The 16,980-nt window shown below is 62.2% G+C and carries 12 protein-coding genes; 7 read left to right on the top strand and 5 right to left on the bottom strand.

What is annotated here, in order from left to right:
• The 3 genes from HGO40_RS25835 to HGO40_RS25825 all read left to right on the top strand — a co-directional run.
• A partial coding sequence (locus tag HGO40_RS25835) for a GNAT family N-acetyltransferase (protein WP_250965343.1) occupies positions 1 to 604 on the top strand: 604 nt, incomplete at its 5' end.
• A 5-nt stretch (positions 605 to 609) separates the two neighbouring features.
• Positions 610 to 1,785, top strand: coding sequence for a GNAT family N-acetyltransferase (locus HGO40_RS25830; RefSeq protein ID WP_250965342.1), 1,176 nt, complete (start codon positions 610 to 612; stop codon positions 1,783 to 1,785).
• Positions 1,757 to 2,551 (top strand): carbohydrate deacetylase, encoded by a 795-nt coding sequence (locus HGO40_RS25825; protein ID WP_250965341.1) that lies wholly within the window; start codon positions 1,757 to 1,759, stop codon positions 2,549 to 2,551. Before HGO40_RS25830 ends, HGO40_RS25825 begins: the two co-directional genes overlap by 29 nt.
• Positions 2,552 to 2,616: 65 nt before the next feature.
• Here HGO40_RS25825 and HGO40_RS25820 read toward each other — a convergent pair whose 3' ends face one another.
• A complete protein-coding gene (locus HGO40_RS25820) occupies positions 2,617 to 3,159 on the bottom strand; it encodes a hypothetical protein (protein ID WP_250965340.1) in 543 nt (180 codons plus the stop codon).
• A 161-nt stretch (positions 3,160 to 3,320) separates the two neighbouring features.
• Here HGO40_RS25820 and HGO40_RS25815 point away from each other — a divergent pair, with 161 nt between their 5' ends.
• Positions 3,321 to 4,259, top strand: coding sequence for an alpha/beta hydrolase (locus tag HGO40_RS25815; RefSeq protein WP_250965339.1), 939 nt, complete (start codon positions 3,321 to 3,323; stop codon positions 4,257 to 4,259).
• A gap of 326 nt (positions 4,260 to 4,585) precedes the next feature.
• Here the strand turns inward: HGO40_RS25815 and HGO40_RS25810 are convergent, their stop codons facing one another.
• Entirely contained in the window at positions 4,586 to 5,299 is a 714-nt protein-coding gene (locus tag HGO40_RS25810) for a FadR/GntR family transcriptional regulator (protein WP_250965338.1), read from the bottom strand.
• Positions 5,300 to 5,633: 334 nt separating this feature from the next.
• Here HGO40_RS25810 and HGO40_RS25805 point away from each other — a divergent pair, with 334 nt between their 5' ends.
• Complete coding sequence (locus HGO40_RS25805) at positions 5,634 to 6,980, top strand: MFS transporter (protein ID WP_250965337.1); 1,347 nt, start codon at positions 5,634 to 5,636, stop codon at positions 6,978 to 6,980.
• A 29-nt stretch (positions 6,981 to 7,009) separates the two neighbouring features.
• Positions 7,010 to 8,353, top strand: a complete 1,344-nt coding sequence (gene gudD, locus HGO40_RS25800) for a glucarate dehydratase (protein WP_250965336.1) — start codon at positions 7,010 to 7,012, stop codon at positions 8,351 to 8,353.
• A 308-nt stretch (positions 8,354 to 8,661) separates the two neighbouring features.
• Here gudD and glgB read toward each other — a convergent pair whose 3' ends face one another.
• The 3 genes from glgB to HGO40_RS25785 all read right to left on the bottom strand — a co-directional run bounded on the left by glgB (position 8,662) and on the right by HGO40_RS25785 (position 16,460).
• On the bottom strand, positions 8,662 to 10,896 hold the full coding sequence (gene glgB / locus HGO40_RS25795) for a 1,4-alpha-glucan branching protein GlgB (RefSeq protein ID WP_250965335.1): 2,235 nt from the start codon (positions 10,894 to 10,896) through the stop codon (positions 8,662 to 8,664).
• An 11-nt stretch (positions 10,897 to 10,907) separates the two neighbouring features.
• Positions 10,908 to 14,252: a maltose alpha-D-glucosyltransferase gene (gene treS, locus HGO40_RS25790; RefSeq protein ID WP_250965334.1), complete on the bottom strand. Its 3,345-nt coding sequence runs from the start codon at positions 14,250 to 14,252 to the stop codon at positions 10,908 to 10,910.
• Between the two features lie 210 nt (positions 14,253 to 14,462).
• On the bottom strand, positions 14,463 to 16,460 hold the full coding sequence (locus HGO40_RS25785) for an alpha-1,4-glucan--maltose-1-phosphate maltosyltransferase (protein WP_250965333.1): 1,998 nt from the start codon (positions 16,458 to 16,460) through the stop codon (positions 14,463 to 14,465).
• Between the two features lie 211 nt (positions 16,461 to 16,671).
• On the opposite strand from HGO40_RS25785, the gene HGO40_RS25780 reads away from it, so the two are divergent.
• Positions 16,672 to 16,836, top strand: a complete 165-nt coding sequence (locus HGO40_RS25780; RefSeq protein WP_250965332.1) for a hypothetical protein — start codon at positions 16,672 to 16,674, stop codon at positions 16,834 to 16,836.
• Positions 16,837 to 16,980 lie beyond the last annotated feature (144 nt).

Raw genomic sequence — 16,980 nt, 5'->3', positions numbered from 1 at the left:
CGGCCCGCAGAGGTGCACAAGAGTCAGGCCTGACCTCCGCACCCCCCTCCCCCCCCATAACCTCAAGCCCTACCCACCGATGCGCCTGGAGTTCATCACGGTCAGCAACGCCGATGCGTTTGCCCGACACTTCGGCGACCGCGTCGAAACCATGCGCGAGTTGGCGGCCGAAGGCTACACCGGCTTGATGTATCTGGATGATCAGGGCGACAGCGTGGGCTTCGCCTGGGCCAGTACACGGGACTATTTCGACCGCCATTTCTACCGCTGCAACTTTCCGATCAAGCCTGGCGAATACTTTCAGTTCGGTGGCGAGGCGATTCGTCAATACTGGGGGACCAGTATCTCGGCGGACATGCAGTTGGAGGTGTGGAAAGTCATGGCGGACCAGGGTTGCAGCACGATGGTCGATGTCTGCGATCTGCAAAACATCCAGGCGATCAAGATGCACATCCGCATGGGCTTCCAGGAGCGCGGGCAGATCACCCACCTCTACCGTTTGTTCGGTCTTTGGCGGTTCCTGCGCAATACGTCTTACGCCGGCACGGCACTGGACGCGTTCCGTAAACCGGCGCAGCCGGCTGCCTCGACGTCGGCGGCCTGATCCCCATGGCGATCCGGTTCCAATGGTGTCGCTCCCTGGGCGCAGCGGATTTTCCTGTATCAGCTTATGAACAGCTGCTGACCCAGGTGGCCGACGCAACACCGTTCAATAGCCTGGCCTGGCTGCAAGCGGCGGAATTCGCCCTGTTGCCCAAGCAGCAGTTGCATGTACTGCTGGGCTGGCAAGACCAGGCCTTGTGCCTTTGCCTGCCCTTGATATCAGGACGTGAACGTATCGGCGGGTTGCGGTTCCGAGTGTTGCATCACTTGGGTTTTCCAATGACCGACCGCATCGCCCTGCTGGCGCGCCTGGACGCCGAAGACATGGGGCAGGCGCTGATGCAGATCCGTCAGCACTTGCCTCACGCGTTGCTGCAATTGAATGAAGTGATCGAGCCGATCGGTGAGCAAAGCGTCCTCAGCGCCTGGATGGCGCTGAGTTCAACCGGAGAACGGCGGCTCAGTTGCCGGGGTCCGGTGCATTTGATCAATGACAGTGACCGTCAAGAGATATCCGGCGAGCCACGCTACAAATTGCGCCGGGCGCGCAAGCGGATCGCCGCCTGTGGCGCCGAGATCCACCGGGTGACACCGGATGCCATCAGCATGGGGCAATTGCTGCGAACCCTCGCCGACGTCGAGGCGGTCAGCTGGAAAGGCGAGGAAGGTGTCGGCATTTTCGCCGACCCCAGGCGCCAGCAATGGATGAACCACGCCTTCACCGCCCTCGCCGCCCAAGGCCTGGTGCGGGTGGTGCTGCTGGAGCTGAACGGCGAGTGCATCAGCTATCGCCTCGGCCTGCTGGACCAGGGCCGGCTGTACGATTACAACCTGGCGTTCCTGCCGCAGCATGCCGACCTGGGCAGCGGCCGGGTATTGCTTGAAGAGTGGATTCGCTGGGGGCTGGACGAAAACTGGCGCTGGATCGATGCGTCGCGGGTCAGTCTCAATAACTCCAACCATCAATTGCACGAGCGCATGACCGGCCTGCTGGAACACTGGCGTTGGAGTTTTTATTCCTGGCAGCCTGATGGTTTGCTCCTGGGTTTCGCCTTGCGGCTTTGGAAGAGCCTGAAACCATGGCTTGGCAAGCGCAAGACTAAACCAACCGCGGCGACGTCATCGTCTTCCACCAAGCCCCAGGAGCACACCCATGCCTCGCCGAGCGATCATCAACGCTGACGATTTCGGGCTCAGCCTCAGCGCAAACGCATTGATCCTGCGGGCCTTCGAGACCGGCGTGATCAGTTCCGCCTCGGCCATGGCCAACATGCCGGGTTTCGAGCAAGCCTGTGAATGGGCCCGGCAACCGCTGCTCAACGGCCACGTCGGCCTGCACTTCAATCTCAGCTACGGCCCGTCGCTGGGCCAGGCAATCGCATCGCGCCGGCTTTTTTGCGACGCCAATGGCCAGTTCGACCTGAACCTGTCGCGGTATTGCCTGCGCCTGGGTACAAAGGACCTGGCGGCGGTAGAAGATGAGCTCCATGCGCAATGGCAACGTTGTCTGGATCATGGCCTGAGCCCCAGCCACCTCGACTCTCATCAGCACGTGCACAATATCTGGCCCATCGGCGAACTGGTGGCCCGCTTCGCCGCCCGGCAAGGCGTGCCCATGCGCCTGGCGCGCAACCTGGGGGTGAACTTGAACCTGCCCAAGCGCATTTTCAAGACCCTGCTCAACCGGCGCATGCGTAGCCTGTGCGGGGCGACAGCGGATTACGTCTGCACGCCAGCCGACCTGGACCACGCCGCGCCGCCGGCACACGGTTCGCTCGAAGTCATCGTTCATCCGTTGCAATTGGACGGGGATTTTGGCGACGCCAGCCTGATGCCGGGAGACTCGTTGACCCACGTACTGCACAAGCGCCTGGCGGGCGTGCCCAAGGTCGCGCATGGCCGGACCACGCGGGTGTTGAAGCTGGTTGAGCATGGGGATAGGCACTGACAGGGACGCGTATACCTGTGGCGAGGGCCCTCGCTACAGCTCATTCGTTGTTTCAACTACCGTGTTCAAGCACCGAGGCTCAGCCGCGCCAGCGAGGCACGGCGATCGATGGCCTCACGCAACCGGCGCTTCTGCGCCTCCCAGACATTGGCATCCACCCGGGGTGAACGCATCAGCGCCAACATCGCTTCCTTGGCGTTGAGGTATTCGGCCCACGCATCCCGCGCCTTGAGACTGCGCCGCTCTTCCTCGCTCATGTCCATGCGCCGCAGGGCCAGGGCACACTCGTCCTGAATCAACGGGCCGAGGGTCGCCTGGATCTTGTGGGGTGCCTTGAAACACGCCGTACCGGCGACGATATCCCGCGCCCGGTCCAGGCCCCATTCCAACGCCTGGGCCAGTGGTTCATGCAAGGTGCGGTCGTAGAACTCTTCGACCCAAACGGATCCATTCGGACGATAAACACAGACGAAGACTTGCGTCATGCCCTGCTGATTGATTCTTGCTTGAACCTCGACCTGGGTACCGTCTTCCAGGGTCTCTTCGTGGTTACGCGCCGGCAACCGGCTGTTCACCCAAAGCCAATACTGTGCGCTTCTACGTCGCATCGCGTTGCCCTCCCCCTAAGAAACAGGGAGTAAGACACAGGGTTGGGGGATTTTCCAGCGCCGACAAGCGCGCTTCAGACGAATGACAGCCCGAAATCCCTGCGTCGATTTCGAAGAATCTGCTACAAGGCATCTTCGGTTTCGAGTAGCGAATGGCATCGATGTCTTCACTCTTACTTTCTGGCCTGAAACGCCGCTGGTTGGCTTGGCTGTGCATGAGCGCATTGGTGATCGGCCTGCCGGTGGGCTGCGGGGTGTTGCAGCACAAGGAACGAGAACTGGTCTTTCGCATCGAGCCGGGAACGGCGAGCTGGTTCAGTGGGTTGCCCAGTGGTGTGCAGGAATTTGACCTCAAGCCCAAACGCTTCAAGGCCGGGGAAAATATCCACGGCTGGTGGTGGCCGGCCGAACGCAAGAACGCGCCGGCCATTTTGTATTTGCACGGCGTACGCTGGAATTTGACTGGCCAATTGTTTCGTATCCAGCAATTGAGGGCGCTGGGCTATTCGGTACTGGCCATCGACTACCGTGGCTTTGGCAAAAGCCACGGGGAGCTGCCGTCGGAGGCCAGCGTCTATGAAGATGCACGCATCGCCTGGGAGCGTCTCGAAGTCTTGCAACCGGACCCAAGCCTGCGGCTGATCTATGGCCATTCCCTGGGGGGCGCCGTCGCGGTGGACCTCGCTGCGCAACTCGGCCAGCAGGTGGAGAAGGATGGCAAAGCCCGGGTCCGGGGCCTGGTCATCGAATCCACCTTTACCTCCCTGGGCGATGTCGCCACCGCGATGGCGAATACGTCCCTGCCGGTGCGTTGGTTGCTGTCGCAGAAGTTCGACTCCATCGACAAGATCGGCGAAATCAACATGCCGCTGCTGATTGTCCATGGCGCCGCCGACCGCTACGTGCCGCCACGGTTCAGTGAACAACTGTTCAACGCCGCCCGGGAACCCAAGCGCCTGCTGCTGGTGCCCGGGGCGACGCATAACAACAGCATGAGCCTGGCGGGTAAAAACTACCGGCAGGCATTGGATGTGCTGATGAAAAGCTCAGCAGCGCCTGTGGCCGGAAACACTCCCACTGCTCCGGCCAAAGCGGGTTGAGCCACTGAATCCCCATGCCTCCTGTGGGAAACGGTGGGTCAGTTAGTAGCGATGTTGGCTGTGCCGGCGCCATCGCGAGCAAGCTCGCTCCCACAGTGGTTTTGAGGGGTTCTCAGGTATCGCTGCACCGCTGATTCCCTTGTGGGAGCGAGCTTGCTTGCGAAGGCGGTGGGTCAGTTGATGGAGATGTCGGGCTGTGCCGCAGCCTTCGCGAGCAAGCTCGCTCCCACAGTGGTTATGAGGGGTTTCAGGTATCGCTGCACCGCTGATTCCCTTGTGGGAGCGAGCTTGCTCGAGATGGCGGTGGGCCAGGCGACGATGAGCTGTCAGGATCCGGCGCCAAACCGGTCACGGCTGTTGGTCAGGTGCAGCCACATGGCGGCGCGGGCGGCGTCCGGGTCCTGGCGCTTGATGGCGTTGAAGATCGCCTCGTGTTCGAGGCTGGCAAACTGCGCCAGCTTGCCCAGATCCGCCTGGCCGCGCTCGGCCACGTTCACACGGGTCCTGGGAATCATCGCGTTGCCCAGGTGCTGCATGATCTCGACAAAACAGGCGTTGTCCGTCGCTTCGGCGATGAGCAGATGGAAACGCCGGTCGGCTTCGACACAGCTGTCGTTGTTGTTGGACAACCGCTGGTAATCATCCAACGCCTGGCGCATCTGCTGCAGCTGGTGTTCGCTGCGACGCTGGGCCGCCAAGGCGACGGCCTGGGTTTCCAGGCCCAGGCGCAGTTCCAGGATCGCTCGCACCCCTGCCGCGGTGTCGACATTGAGCCGACGCCCCGGCTCGCCGGTTTGCGCCAGCACGAAGGTGCCGATGCCGTGACGGGTCTCCACCAGTCCCGAAGCCTGCAGCTTGGAAATCGCCTCGCGCACCACCGTCCGACTGACGCCATGGGCCTGCACAATGGCCCCTTCCGACGGCAGCTTTTCGCCCGGTTTCAACTGCCCCAGCAAGATGCTCTGGCTCAGCTTCGCCACCAGGTCATGGGCCAGGTTGTGGGTACGCTTGCGCAGGGGCGCGTCGGTGTCTTGCGGCATCGCCGGGGTTCCTTGAAAACAGGCTGACTGATCGTATCACCAGCGGGCGCGGAAAATCTCATCATCGCGCCCCAACTTGTATGACACCACTCAAGATCAGCCCATCCCAGCAGCGATCCCCCCTTCAAAAAACCGTTTAGCACAGGCCAGGCAGATGCTAAATGACATCGGCACGACTGATGAAGCCCAATAAATACGGCATAAAAATGCCCTTAACCCAATCCAATGGTGCTGAAAAACAACTTGTCATCTAAAAAAATCAAGTTGTATGATGTCTATCAACATCGGCACTTGCACGATGCCCCGCATAAAAATAACGAGTGGGAGAAAACCAGTGAACACATCCAGCCTCAAGGCGAATGCCGGAGCGGATCCGGTGCTGCTGTCGGCCATCGCCAAGGTCAAGCGCCATATCCTGCCGCTGTTCGTCATCATGTTTATCGTCAACTACATCGACCGCGTGAACATCGGCTTCGTGCGTGCCCACATGGAGCACGACCTGGGCATCGGTGCGGCGGCCTATGGCTTTGGCGCCGGCCTGTTCTTCATCGGCTATGCGCTGTTCGAAGTGCCGTCCAACATCCTCTTGCAACGAATCGGTGCACGCATCTGGCTGACCCGCATCATGCTCACCTGGGGCCTGGTGGCTGCGGGCATGGCCTTCATCCAGAACGAAACCCATTTCTACATCCTGCGCTTCTTGCTGGGCGTGGCCGAAGCCGGGTTTTTCCCCGGGGTCATCTACTACTTCACTCGCTGGCTGCCCGGCGTCGAGCGCGGCAAAGCCATCGCCATCTTCCTCAGCGGTTCGGCCATTGCCTCGCTGATCTCCGGCCCGCTGTCGGGGCTGCTGCTGCAAATCAATGGCCTGGGCATGCACGGCTGGCAATGGATGTACTTCATCGAAGGGATGTTTTCCGTCTGCCTGTGCGTCTTCGTCTGGTTCTGGCTGGACTCCAAGCCCCACGACGCCAAATGGCTGAGCCGTGAAGAACAAGACGTGCTGGTCAAGACCATCGACGATGAACAGCGCGCACGGGAAGCCGCCTCGCCGATCAAACTGTCCATCGGCCAGTTGCTCAAGGACCGCCAGATCATCCTGTTTTGCCTGATCTACTTCTTCATCCAATTGACGATCTATGCCGCCACGTTCTGGCTGCCGAGCATCATCAAGAAATTGGGCGAACTGAGCGACATTCAGGTCGGGCTGTTCAACTCGATCCCGTGGCTGCTGTCGATCGTCGGCATGTACGCCTTCGCCTCGCTGTCGGCCAAATGGAAGTTCCAGCAGGCTTGGGTCGCCACGGCCCTGTTGATCGCCGCGGCGGGGATGTTCATGTCCACCACCGGCGGCCCGATCTTTGCCTTCGTCGCCATCTGCTTCGCGGCCCTGGGCTTCAAGTCGGCGTCGTCGCTGTTCTGGCCGATTCCCCAGGCCTACCTGGACGCCCGCATCGCCGCCGGGGTGATTGCCCTGATCAACTCGGTGGGCAACCTCGGCGGGTTCGTCGCCCCAGCCACGTTCGGCCTGCTGGAAGAGCACACCGGCTCGATCCAGGGTGGCCTCTACGGCTTGGCGGCCACCTCGATCATTGCCGCGATCATCGTGTTTGCCGCACGCAACACGCCCAAGCCCAAAGCGGTGACAACGCCGGTCGTCCCGGCCACCAGCCACGTCTGATCATTCGATTGTCCAAGGATTAAGTACAAATGACCCTTCCAGAAACCAGCAAAGCCCCGATCATCACCAGCATGCAGGTCGTACCCGTGGCCGGCCACGACGGCATGCTGCTGAACCTCAGCGGCGCCCACGGTCCGTTCTTCACCCGCAACATCGTCATTCTCAAGGACAACGCCGGTCACACCGGCGTGGGCGAAGTACCCGGCGGCGAGCGCATTCGCCAGACCCTCGAAGACGCCCGTTCGCTGGTGGTCGGCAGCCCTATCGGGACGTACCAGAAGATCCTCAACACCGTGCGCCAAGCCTTTGCCGACCGCGATGCCGGCGGCCGTGGCCTGCAGACCTTCGACCTGCGCATCACTATCCATGCGGTCACTGGCCTGGAAGCGGCCTTGCTGGACCTGCTCGGCCAACACCTGGACGTACCGGTCGCCGCGCTGCTCGGCGAAGGCCAGCAGCGTGATGAAGTGAAGATGCTCGGCTATCTGTTTTACGTCGGCGATCGCCAGCAGACCGACCTGCCCTATCGCAACGAACCGGACGCCGACAACGACTGGTTCCGCGTGCGCCACGAAAAAGCCCTGGACGCCGACGCCGTGGTGCGCCTGGCCGAAGCGGCCCAGGCTCGTTATGGCTTCCAGGACTTCAAGCTCAAGGGCGGCGTGCTCCAAGGCGACGCAGAAATCGAAGCGGTCACGGCCCTGGCCGAGCGCTTTCCACAGGCGCGCATCACCCTGGATCCGAACGGCGCCTGGTCACTCAAGGAGGCGATCCGTTTGTGCCGCGACCAGCACAAAGTGCTGGCCTATGCCGAAGACCCTTGCGGTGCCGAGAACGGCTATTCCGGGCGCGAGGTCATGGCCGAATTCCGCCGCGCCACGGGCCTGAAGACCGCCACCAACATGATCGCCACCGATTGGCGCGAAATGGGTCACGCCATCACCTTGCAGTCTGTGGACATTCCCCTGGCCGACCCGCATTTCTGGACGATGCAGGGCTCCGTGCGCGTGGCGCAGATGTGCAATGAGTGGGGCCTGACCTGGGGCTCGCACTCCAACAACCACTTCGACATTTCCCTGGCGATGTTCACGCATGTGGCCGCCGCGGCACCGGGCGACATCACGGCCATCGACACCCACTGGATCTGGCAGGACGGCCAGCGGTTGACCAAGGCGCCGCTGCAGATCCAGGGCGGTTGCGTGCAAGTGCCGAAAAAACCAGGGTTGGGGATCGAGTTGGACACCGACCAACTGGCCAAGGCCCATGAGCTGTACAAAGGCATGGGCCTGGGTGCGCGGGACGATGCGGTGGCGATGCAGTTCCTGATTCCGGGCTGGACGTTCAACAACAAGCAACCGTGCCTGGTGCGCTGAGTCGATCAACTCCCCTGTGGGAGCGAGCTTGCTCGCGAAAGCGGTCTGGCAGTCAACATCGAGGGCGACTATCAGCCCCCTTCGCGAGCAAGCCCGCTCCCACATTTGGATTTAGGGTGGCCTTTTATTTTATGAGCGCCACAAACACCTGTGGCGAGGGAGCTTGCTCCCGCTGGACTGCGTAGCGGCCCCCTTCCGGCGGTTGCTGCGCAACCGAGCGGGAGCAAGCTCCCTCGCCACAGTCATCATCGCCTTCAAGCATCACCCAATCCGTTGCCAGCTCTCCGCTCGGCCTCGGGCATTCAGGCTCAACCCTCCGGCCGCAGGATCAACACCGCCAACGGCGGCAGGTTGAGCTCCAGCGACAAGGCCTGGCCATGGCTGGGCACTTCTTCGGTGGAGGCACCGCCGCCGTTGCCGTAGTTGGAACCGGCGTAGGTGTCGGCATCGCTATTGAGCAATTCGACCCAACGCCCGCCGAACGGCACGCCGACCCGGTAGGCCTCGCGTGGCACCGGGGTGAAGTTGGCGACCACCAACACCGGCCGGCCATCCTTGCTCCAGCGCAGCCAGGCGTAGACGCTGTTGAGGGCATCGTCACCGATCAGCCATTGGAAACCCTGGGGCGCGTCATCCTGGTCATGCAGCGCCGGTTCTTCGCGGTACAGCCGGTTCAGATCGCTCACCAACTTCTGCACGCCCCGGTGCTCCGGGTATTGCAGCAGGTACCACTCCAGCTGCTGGTCGTGGTTCCACTCGCGCCATTGGCCGAACTCACAGCCCATGAACAACAATTTCTTGCCGGGAGGGCCCCACATGAAACTCAGGTAGGCCCTGAGGTTGGCGAACTTCTGCCAGCGGTCACCGGGCATCTTGTCGATCAGCGAGCGTTTGCCATGGACCACTTCGTCGTGGGAAATCGGTAGCACGAAACGCTCGGACCAGGCATACACCAGGCCAAAGCTCAGTTCGTTGTGGTGATGGGCGCGGTACACCGGGTCTTGCTGGATGTAGTGCAGTGAGTCGTGCATCCAGCCCATGTTCCACTTGTAGGCGAAACCCAGGCCGCCCTGCTGGGTGCTCTGGCTGACGCCCGGCCACGCGGTGGACTCTTCGGCGATGACCAAGGCACCGGGGGTTTCCAGCGCCACCACATCGTTGAGGTGCCGCAGGAAATCGATGGCTTCGAGATTTTCCCGCCCGCCGTGACGGTTGGGCACCCACTCACCGGCCTTGCGCGAATAGTCGCGGTACAACATCGAGGCCACGGCATCCACCCGCAGGCCATCGACGTGGAAATGCTTGAGCCAGTGCAACGCCGACGCCAGCATGAAGCCGTGCACTTCGGTGCGGCCCAGGTTGTAGATCAGCGTGTCCCAATCCTGGTGGAAGCCTTCCAGCGGGTTGCCGTATTCGTACAGAGCGGTGCCGTCGAACTGGGCCAGGCCGTGGGTATCGGTGGGGAAATGCGCCGGCACCCAGTCGAGGATGACGCCGATATTGGCCTGGTGGCAGGCGTTGACGAACGCAGCGAAATCGTCCGGCGATCCAAAGCGTGCCGTCGGCGCGAACTGTGACAACGGCTGATAGCCCCAGGAGCCGCCGAACGGGTGCTCCATGATCGGCATCAGCTCGATGTGGGTGAAGCCCAGGTCCTTGACATACGGAATCAACCGCTCGGCCATTTCATGCCAGTTGTATTGCCGGGCCACCTCCCCCGCCTCGTCGATTTCGCACTGCCAGGAGCCAGCGTGCAATTCATAGATCGACAACGGCGCGCCCGGTAGCTGGCGTTCGCGCCGGCTTTGCATCCACTCATCGTCGTGCCATTCGATGTTCAGCGGCGAGGCGACCTTGGAAGCGGTGTCCGGCGGCATCTGCGTGGCCAGCGCCACCGGGTCGGCCTTGAGGGGCAGGATGCCGTGGGCGCCGAGGATTTCATACTTGTAGCCTTCGCCAGCACCGAGCCTCGGGATGAAGATCTCCCACACGCCGGATGGATAACGGATGCGCATCGGATGCCGCCGTCCGTCCCAGACGTTGAAGTCCCCCACCACCGACACCCGTCGCGCGTTCGGTGCCCAGACCGCGAAGCGCACGCCGTCGACGCCATCGACGGTCTTCAACTGCGCCCCCAGGCAGGCGCTGAGATCACGATGGTTACCCTCGGCGAACAGGTAAAGGTCCATCTCCCCCAGCAACGGGCCGAAGCTGTAGGGGTCTTCGGCAACCTGCTCGCCGCCAGCCCAACGGGTGCGCAGCAAGTACGCCTGGGCGCGAGGGAAATGGCCGACGAACAGCCCCGGGGTTTCGGTGACTTGCAGCTCACCCAGTTCTTCGCCGCTGTCCCGGGCCAACACATGTACGCTCAGGGCACCGGGCAGGTAGGCACGGATGAACTGGCCGCCGGCGCCGTCGCCATGGGGCCCAAGGATGGAAAACGGGTCGTGATGTTCGGCACGCACCAGCGCGTCGATGTCATGGGGCGCCGGCAACAAGGACTCCTTGGCCTGCCCCTGGGGTTCTTTATTCGAGACACTCATGATTCTCTCCACTAAATCGGTCCGGCTACGTCGGAAAAGGGTTGCAGCCCCTTCAACAACCCGACCAGGCCGTGCAGCGGCACGGGCAGCCAGGTGGGGCGATTCTCGGCTTCATAGGCCACTTCATAGGCCGCCTTCTCCAGGCCGAACAACGCCAGCGCGGCGTCTTCGCCTTCAGCATCCTTCCACTCATGGGCAAGACTAGCTGCCGCCAGCCGATATGCCTCGACAAATGCCTGGCGAGCCTCTTTCAAATAACGATCGGCGACCCGTTGCCGCGCCGCATCGGCATCGGCCGTGCTGTCGACGGTGTGCAAATGAATCGCCATGGCCGCCGCATAATCGAAGGAACGCAACACGCCACTGACATCCTTGTACGGGCTGTGCTTGCCCCGTCGCTCATGCAATGGCCGCGCCGGCTCACCTTCGAAGTCGATCAGGTAAGCATCGCCCTTGATCACCAGGACTTGGCCCAGGTGCAGGTCGCCTTGGACGCGAATGCGCAAGCCACCCGCGGCCTTGCCGGCCAGTTCCTGGACATGGGCCAGGACGGTTTTCTTATGCTCCAGCAAGCGTGCGACCATGGCCTGGTCGGCGGGGTTCAATTGGCCTTGGTTCTGCTTGAGCAAGCGCAAGGCGTTTTCCACCTGCGCGGCCACGTCCTTGCCGATGGCCTGGGCTTCCTTGACGTTGGTGGTTTGCGGTGCGAAGTCCGGGTCGTCGGTGGCCTGGGCCAATACCTGGTGCATTTCCCCCAGGCGTTGGCCGAGCATGCCGGCGAAATCCTTCAGCTCGCCCAAGGCGTTGTAATGCTGCTCCTGCTCGGACACAGCGTCCGCCAGCTCATCGCGCAAGGCGCGTTCGAGATTGTTCTGGGTCCATTCCCAGGCGTCGCCCTGGTTGCTCAGGTAGCCTTGGGCGATCATCAGCAACGCATCTTCGCCTTGGGCGTCGCGGCGAATCACCGAACCCAGCAGCGGTGAAATATTGCTGAAGCCGGCAGCGGTCAGGTAGGCACTCATTTCCAGTTCCGGGTGCACACCCGAGGCGACCTTGCGGATCAGCTTGAGGACGAGGCTGCCCCCCACCACCACCGAACTGTTGGATTGTTCGGCGGACAGGTAGCGCACCTCCGGCTCGTCTCCCAGGTTCAACGCGGCCAGGCCTTCGGTCGGCTCGAAACGCAACTCACCTTCGGCGAACGGCAGCACCGTGGCGGCCTGCATGCTGTGCAGCACCGCGCGCACGAAGCTTTCCAGGCTGAAGGCATCGGTGATCAAGCCCACCTGGCGCACCCGGCGTACCCGGGACAAGGCCAGTTGCTGCGGCAACGCGGCGCCGACTTGGTCCTCGGCAAGCAAGCCGAACGGCAATTGGTAACGCAGGGTCTGGCCGCCACTGGTGACATCGATTTCACTGAGCAACACCGGATGCTGTGGATCGCCGAAGCGCACCCCATAGACAATATCGACCTTCTCGATCGCGCTGTCCTTGCCGGCGAACCAGCGTCGGTTCTGCAACCAGGTCGGCAGGATGGTTTGCTCCAACGTGGTGCGCGATGGCGCTTCGAGCAATTCTTCCAGGCGTTTTTTCAGCACCAACGTGGTGAAGTCCGGCAGGCTCTGGGCCGGCTCCACGTGCCAGCTCGGCATCTGGTTTTCCGCCGCCAGGGCGAACCAATAGAAGCCGTACGGCGCCAGGGTCAACAGAAAGTTCAACTGGCCGATGGGCGGGAAGGCATTACCGCCGAGCATCTCCACCGGGACCATGCCGGCGTAGGCCGACAGGTCCAGCTCGGCGGCCTGGGCGCTGCGGGACACGTTGGCCACGCACAGGATGATTTCGTGCTTGCCGTCGGGCCCGGTGTATTCGCGGGTATAGGCCAGGATCCGGCGGTTGCTCGGCGAGAGCATCTTCAACGTGCCACGGCCGAAGGCCTTGGACTGCTTGCGCACCGCCAGCATGCGCCGGTTCCAGTTGAGCAGCGAGTGCGGGTCGCCGGCCTGGGTCTCGACGTTGACCGACTGGTAGCCGTACAGCGGGTCCATGATCGGCGGCAGCACCAGGCTGGCCGGGTCGGCGCGGGAGAAACCACCGTTGCGGTCGATGGACCACTGCATCGGCGTACGCACCCCATCGCGGTCGCCCAGGTAGATGTTGTCGCCCATGCCGATTTCATCGCCGTAGTACAACGTCGGCGTACCGGGCATCGACAGCAGCAAGCTGTTGAGCAGCTCGACGCGACGACGATCGCGCTCCAGCAGCGGCGCCAGGCGCCGGCGAATGCCCAGGTTGATACGCGCCCGACGGTCGGCCGCATAGTAATTCCACAGGTAGTCGCGCTCCTTGTCGGTGACCATCTCCAGGGTCAGCTCATCGTGGTTGCGCAGGAAAATTGCCCACTGGCAATTGGCGGGAATCTCCGGGGTCTGGCGCAAAATGTCGGTGATGGGGAAACGATCTTCCTGGGCCAGGGCCATGTACATGCGTGGCATCAGCGGGAAGTGGAAGGCCATGTGGCATTCGTCACCGTTCAGCCCTTGGGCGTCGACATCGCCGAAGTACAACTGGGTGTCTTCCGGCCATTGGTTGGCCTCGGCCAGCAACATGCGGTCGGGGTAGTTGGCGTCGATCTCGGCGCGGATCAGCTTCAGGACGTCATGGGTCTCGGGCAGGTTTTCGTTATTGGTGCCGTCGCGCTCGATCAGGTACGGGATGGCATCCAGGCGCAGGCCGTCGATGCCCATGTCCAGCCAGTAGCGCATCACCGACAACACGGCCTTGATGACCTGCGGGTTGTCGAAATTGAGGTCGGGCTGGTGGGAGTAGAAGCGGTGCCAGAAGTACTGGCCCGCCACCGGGTCCCAGGTCCAGTTGGACTTCTCGGTGTCGAGGAAGATGATGCGCGTGCCGTCGTACTTGTGGTCGTCATCGGACCAGACGTAGAAGTCCCGCGCCTTCGAACCTTTCTTGGCTTTGCGCGCGCGCTGGAACCAGGGGTGTTGGTCGGAGGTGTGGTTGATGACCAACTCGGTGATCACCCGCAGGTTGCGCTTGTGGGCTTCGGCAATGAACCGCCGGGCATCGGCCATTGTGCCGTAGTCGGGGCTGACGCCGCGGTATTCGGCGATGTCATAACCGTCGTCGCGCCGGGGGGAAGGATAGAACGGCAGCAGCCAGATGGTGTTGACGCCCAAGTCGGCGATGTAGTCGAGTTTTTCGATCAGGCCGGGAAAGTCGCCGATCCCGTCGTTATTGGAGTCGTAATAGGATTTAACGTGAACCTGATAAATCACCGCATCCTTGTACCAGAGCGGATCCTTGATAAAGGTGGCAGACCGGGGTTTCTTCGCCATGTGCAACTCCTGATAATTCATTAAAGCCGCGGGATACAGGCTTGTGGGGTCTTGTTATGCGGCGAGGCCTTGTTCTGTGATGAGGTCTTTGTGGCGAGGGAGCTTGCTCCCGCTGGGCGCGAAGCGGCCCCCTTGAAATCACGACTGCTTCGCAGCCGAGCGGGAGCAAGCTCCCTCGCCACAACAGCCCTCACTCAACATCGCGCTGCATCACGCCACGCTGATCCGCCAAATCCCGAACGGCTGGTCCGCCGGGTCGATCCGCATGAACTGGTACTTGCCGTACCAGGTCCAGCGGTGTCCGTTCATCAGGTCCTCGCCCTGGGTCTGGGCGTCGTCGGGCAGGCCCATTTCCCACAGCGGCAATTCGAAATTGGCTTCCTGCGGGTTGTGCGGGTCGAGGCTCACCGCCACCAGGATGAAATTGCTGCCATCGGCCGTGCGCTTGCCGAAATAGAGAATGTTGTCGTTCCAGGCGTTGTAGATCCTCAGGCCCAGATGGGTATGCAGCGCCGGGTTCTGCCGACGAATGCGGTTGAGCTGGGCGATCTCGGCAATGATGTTGCCCGGCGCGGTGAAGTCCCGGGGACGGATCTCATACTTCTCCGAGTCGAGGTATTCCTCTTTGCCCGGTACCGGCGCCGATTCGCACAGTTCGAAGCCCGAATACATGCCCCACAGGCCTGAGCCCATGGTCGCCAGCGCCGCGCGGATCAAGAAGCCTGGGCGCCCCGACTCATGGAGGAAGGCCGGGTTGATGTCTGGCGTATTCACGAAGAAATTCGGCCGGTAGCACTCGCGCAACGGCGACTCGTTGAGCTCGCTGAAGTAAGTCGCCAGCTCGGCCTTGGTGTTGCGCCAGGTGAAATAGGTGTAGCTCTGGGAATAACCGACCTTGCCCAGCCGCGCCATCATCGCCGGCGTAGTGAACGCCTCAGCCAGGAACATCACCTCAGGGTATTGGGCCCGGACATCGGCGATCAACCATTGCCAGAACGGCAGTGGCTTGGTGTGCGGGTTGTCGACCCGGAAAATCTTCACGCCTTCCTCGACCCAGCCCACCACAATGTCCCGCAGTTCTTCCCACAGGCTGGGGATCGCATCGGCCGCGTAGAAATCGACGTTGACGATGTCCTGGTATTTCTTCGGCGGGTTTTCCGCATATTTGATCGTGCCGTCCGGCCGCCAGCTGAACCAGCCGGGATGCTGCTTGAGCCAGGGGTGGTCCTGGGAACACTGGATGGCGAAGTCGAGGGCGAGCTCAAGGCCGTGCTCAGCGGCCGCCGCCACCAGGCGCCGGAAGTCCTCGCGGCTGCCCAATTGCGGGTGGATGGCCTCGTGCCCGCCCTCCTCGCTGCCGATGGCATAGGGGCTGCCTGGATCGTCGGGGCCGGCGGTGAGGGAATTGTTCGGGCCTTTGCGGAAACTGCGGCCGATGGGGTGGATTGGCGGGAAATACAGCACATCGAAGCCCATGTCCTGGATCACCGCCAAGCGTGAATGCACGTCGTTGAAGGTGCCGTGGCGCTGGGGATCGTCGGTGATCGAGCGGGGAAACAGTTCATACCAACTCGCAAACTCGGCCAGTTTTCGCTCCACATCCAACGGGTATTCGGGGCTGATGCTCAAGTACGGTCGATGATCGGCCAGGGACATCAGGTCGGCACTGCGTGGGGCCAGGAACAGCGCCACCTGTTCGTTCGGCAACAGGCCGGAGAGTTCGTGGTGCAAGGCCGCCAGTTGCTCACTCAGTTCACCGCTGCTGCGCTCGGCCGCCATGTGCACTTGATTGCGCCCCTCCTGCAATTCCAGGCTGATGGGCACCCCGGCAGCGAACTTCTTCTCCAGCTCGTAGCGAAAACTGGCGAACTGGTCGATCCAGGCCTCAATGCAGAACACATAGCGGCCTTGCTCCGGCACGGTGAACTGGCCGCGCCAGCCGTTATTGCCCAGGTCGCTCATGACCTCGCTGTTCCATACGTCATCCTGAAGCGAGCGCCAGCGAATGCGCACCGCCAGCTTGTCGTGACCGTCGGCGAACACTTTGCTGGTCACCGTCACGTCCTGCCCAGCCACGGCCTTGGCGGCGAATTGCCCGCCGTCGATCACCGGCATGGTGTTTTCAATCGCGATGCGCGGCAACAACAAGGCCTGAGACAACGGCAAATGCGGGTTGTAGGCCAGGTCAGACGGGTGTTCGGCAGTCATCGAGCATCGCTCCTTTTACGCCCCATGGACGCGCTTGTGGCGGTAAAGGCCCAACGGGTCCCTGAAAAAACTCACTTAAACTCCGAACCGGAACGACGGCTAAAAGTTCAGCGGAATTTGCCCCGGGATGCATCCGGGATCAAACCGGGCGCTGGGTGGTCAACAACCATAAGCACGACTCAAGCCATGTGCGTTACGGAGACCCGTCCCGATGAATATTCCCATCCCGGCCGAAACACCCGATCCGAACATCGCCGACCCCAACTTGCCCCCGCCCAGCCCTGATCCCGAGCCGATTCCCGAGAAAGACCCGCCGCTGGACCCGCAGCCGCCCAAGGGTGACCCGCCCAGCGAGAAGCCGCCGGAGCGGGTTTGATTCAAGCGTAGTAATAAAGGAACTGGATGACGAAAAAACCTGTGGGAGCGAGCCTGCTCGCGAAAGCGGTGTGTCAGGGGCTGGGAATTGTTGTTGTGACGCCCCCATCGCGCGCCGGCGCGGGCGCGCCGGGGTGTGGGTCGG

Source organism: Pseudomonas sp. CG7, assembly GCF_023701885.1.
Lineage (GTDB): Bacteria > Pseudomonadota > Gammaproteobacteria > Pseudomonadales > Pseudomonadaceae > Aquipseudomonas > Aquipseudomonas zanjanensis.
Note: the sequence above shows the minus strand (reverse complement) of the source record. Positions and strands in the feature narration are given on the sequence as shown.

Bases quoted from the DNA above. Each gene is read 5' to 3' on its own strand.
- HGO40_RS25830 (WP_250965342.1), top strand. From the start codon at position 610: ATGGCGATCCGGTTCCAATGGTGTCGCTCCCTGGGCGCAGCGGATTTT.
- HGO40_RS25825 (WP_250965341.1), top strand. From the start codon at position 1,757: ATGCCTCGCCGAGCGATCATCAACGCTGACGATTTCGGGCTCAGCCTC.
- HGO40_RS25820 (WP_250965340.1), bottom strand. From the start codon at position 3,159: ATGCGACGTAGAAGCGCACAGTATTGGCTTTGGGTGAACAGCCGGTTG.
- HGO40_RS25815 (WP_250965339.1), top strand. From the start codon at position 3,321: ATGTCTTCACTCTTACTTTCTGGCCTGAAACGCCGCTGGTTGGCTTGG.
- HGO40_RS25810 (WP_250965338.1), bottom strand. From the start codon at position 5,299: ATGCCGCAAGACACCGACGCGCCCCTGCGCAAGCGTACCCACAACCTG.
- gudD (WP_250965336.1), top strand. From the start codon at position 7,010: ATGACCCTTCCAGAAACCAGCAAAGCCCCGATCATCACCAGCATGCAG.
- glgB (WP_250965335.1), bottom strand. From the start codon at position 10,896: ATGAGTGTCTCGAATAAAGAACCCCAGGGGCAGGCCAAGGAGTCCTTG.
- treS (WP_250965334.1), bottom strand. From the start codon at position 14,252: ATGGCGAAGAAACCCCGGTCTGCCACCTTTATCAAGGATCCGCTCTGG.
- HGO40_RS25785 (WP_250965333.1), bottom strand. From the start codon at position 16,460: ATGACTGCCGAACACCCGTCTGACCTGGCCTACAACCCGCATTTGCCG.
- HGO40_RS25780 (WP_250965332.1), top strand. From the start codon at position 16,672: ATGAATATTCCCATCCCGGCCGAAACACCCGATCCGAACATCGCCGAC.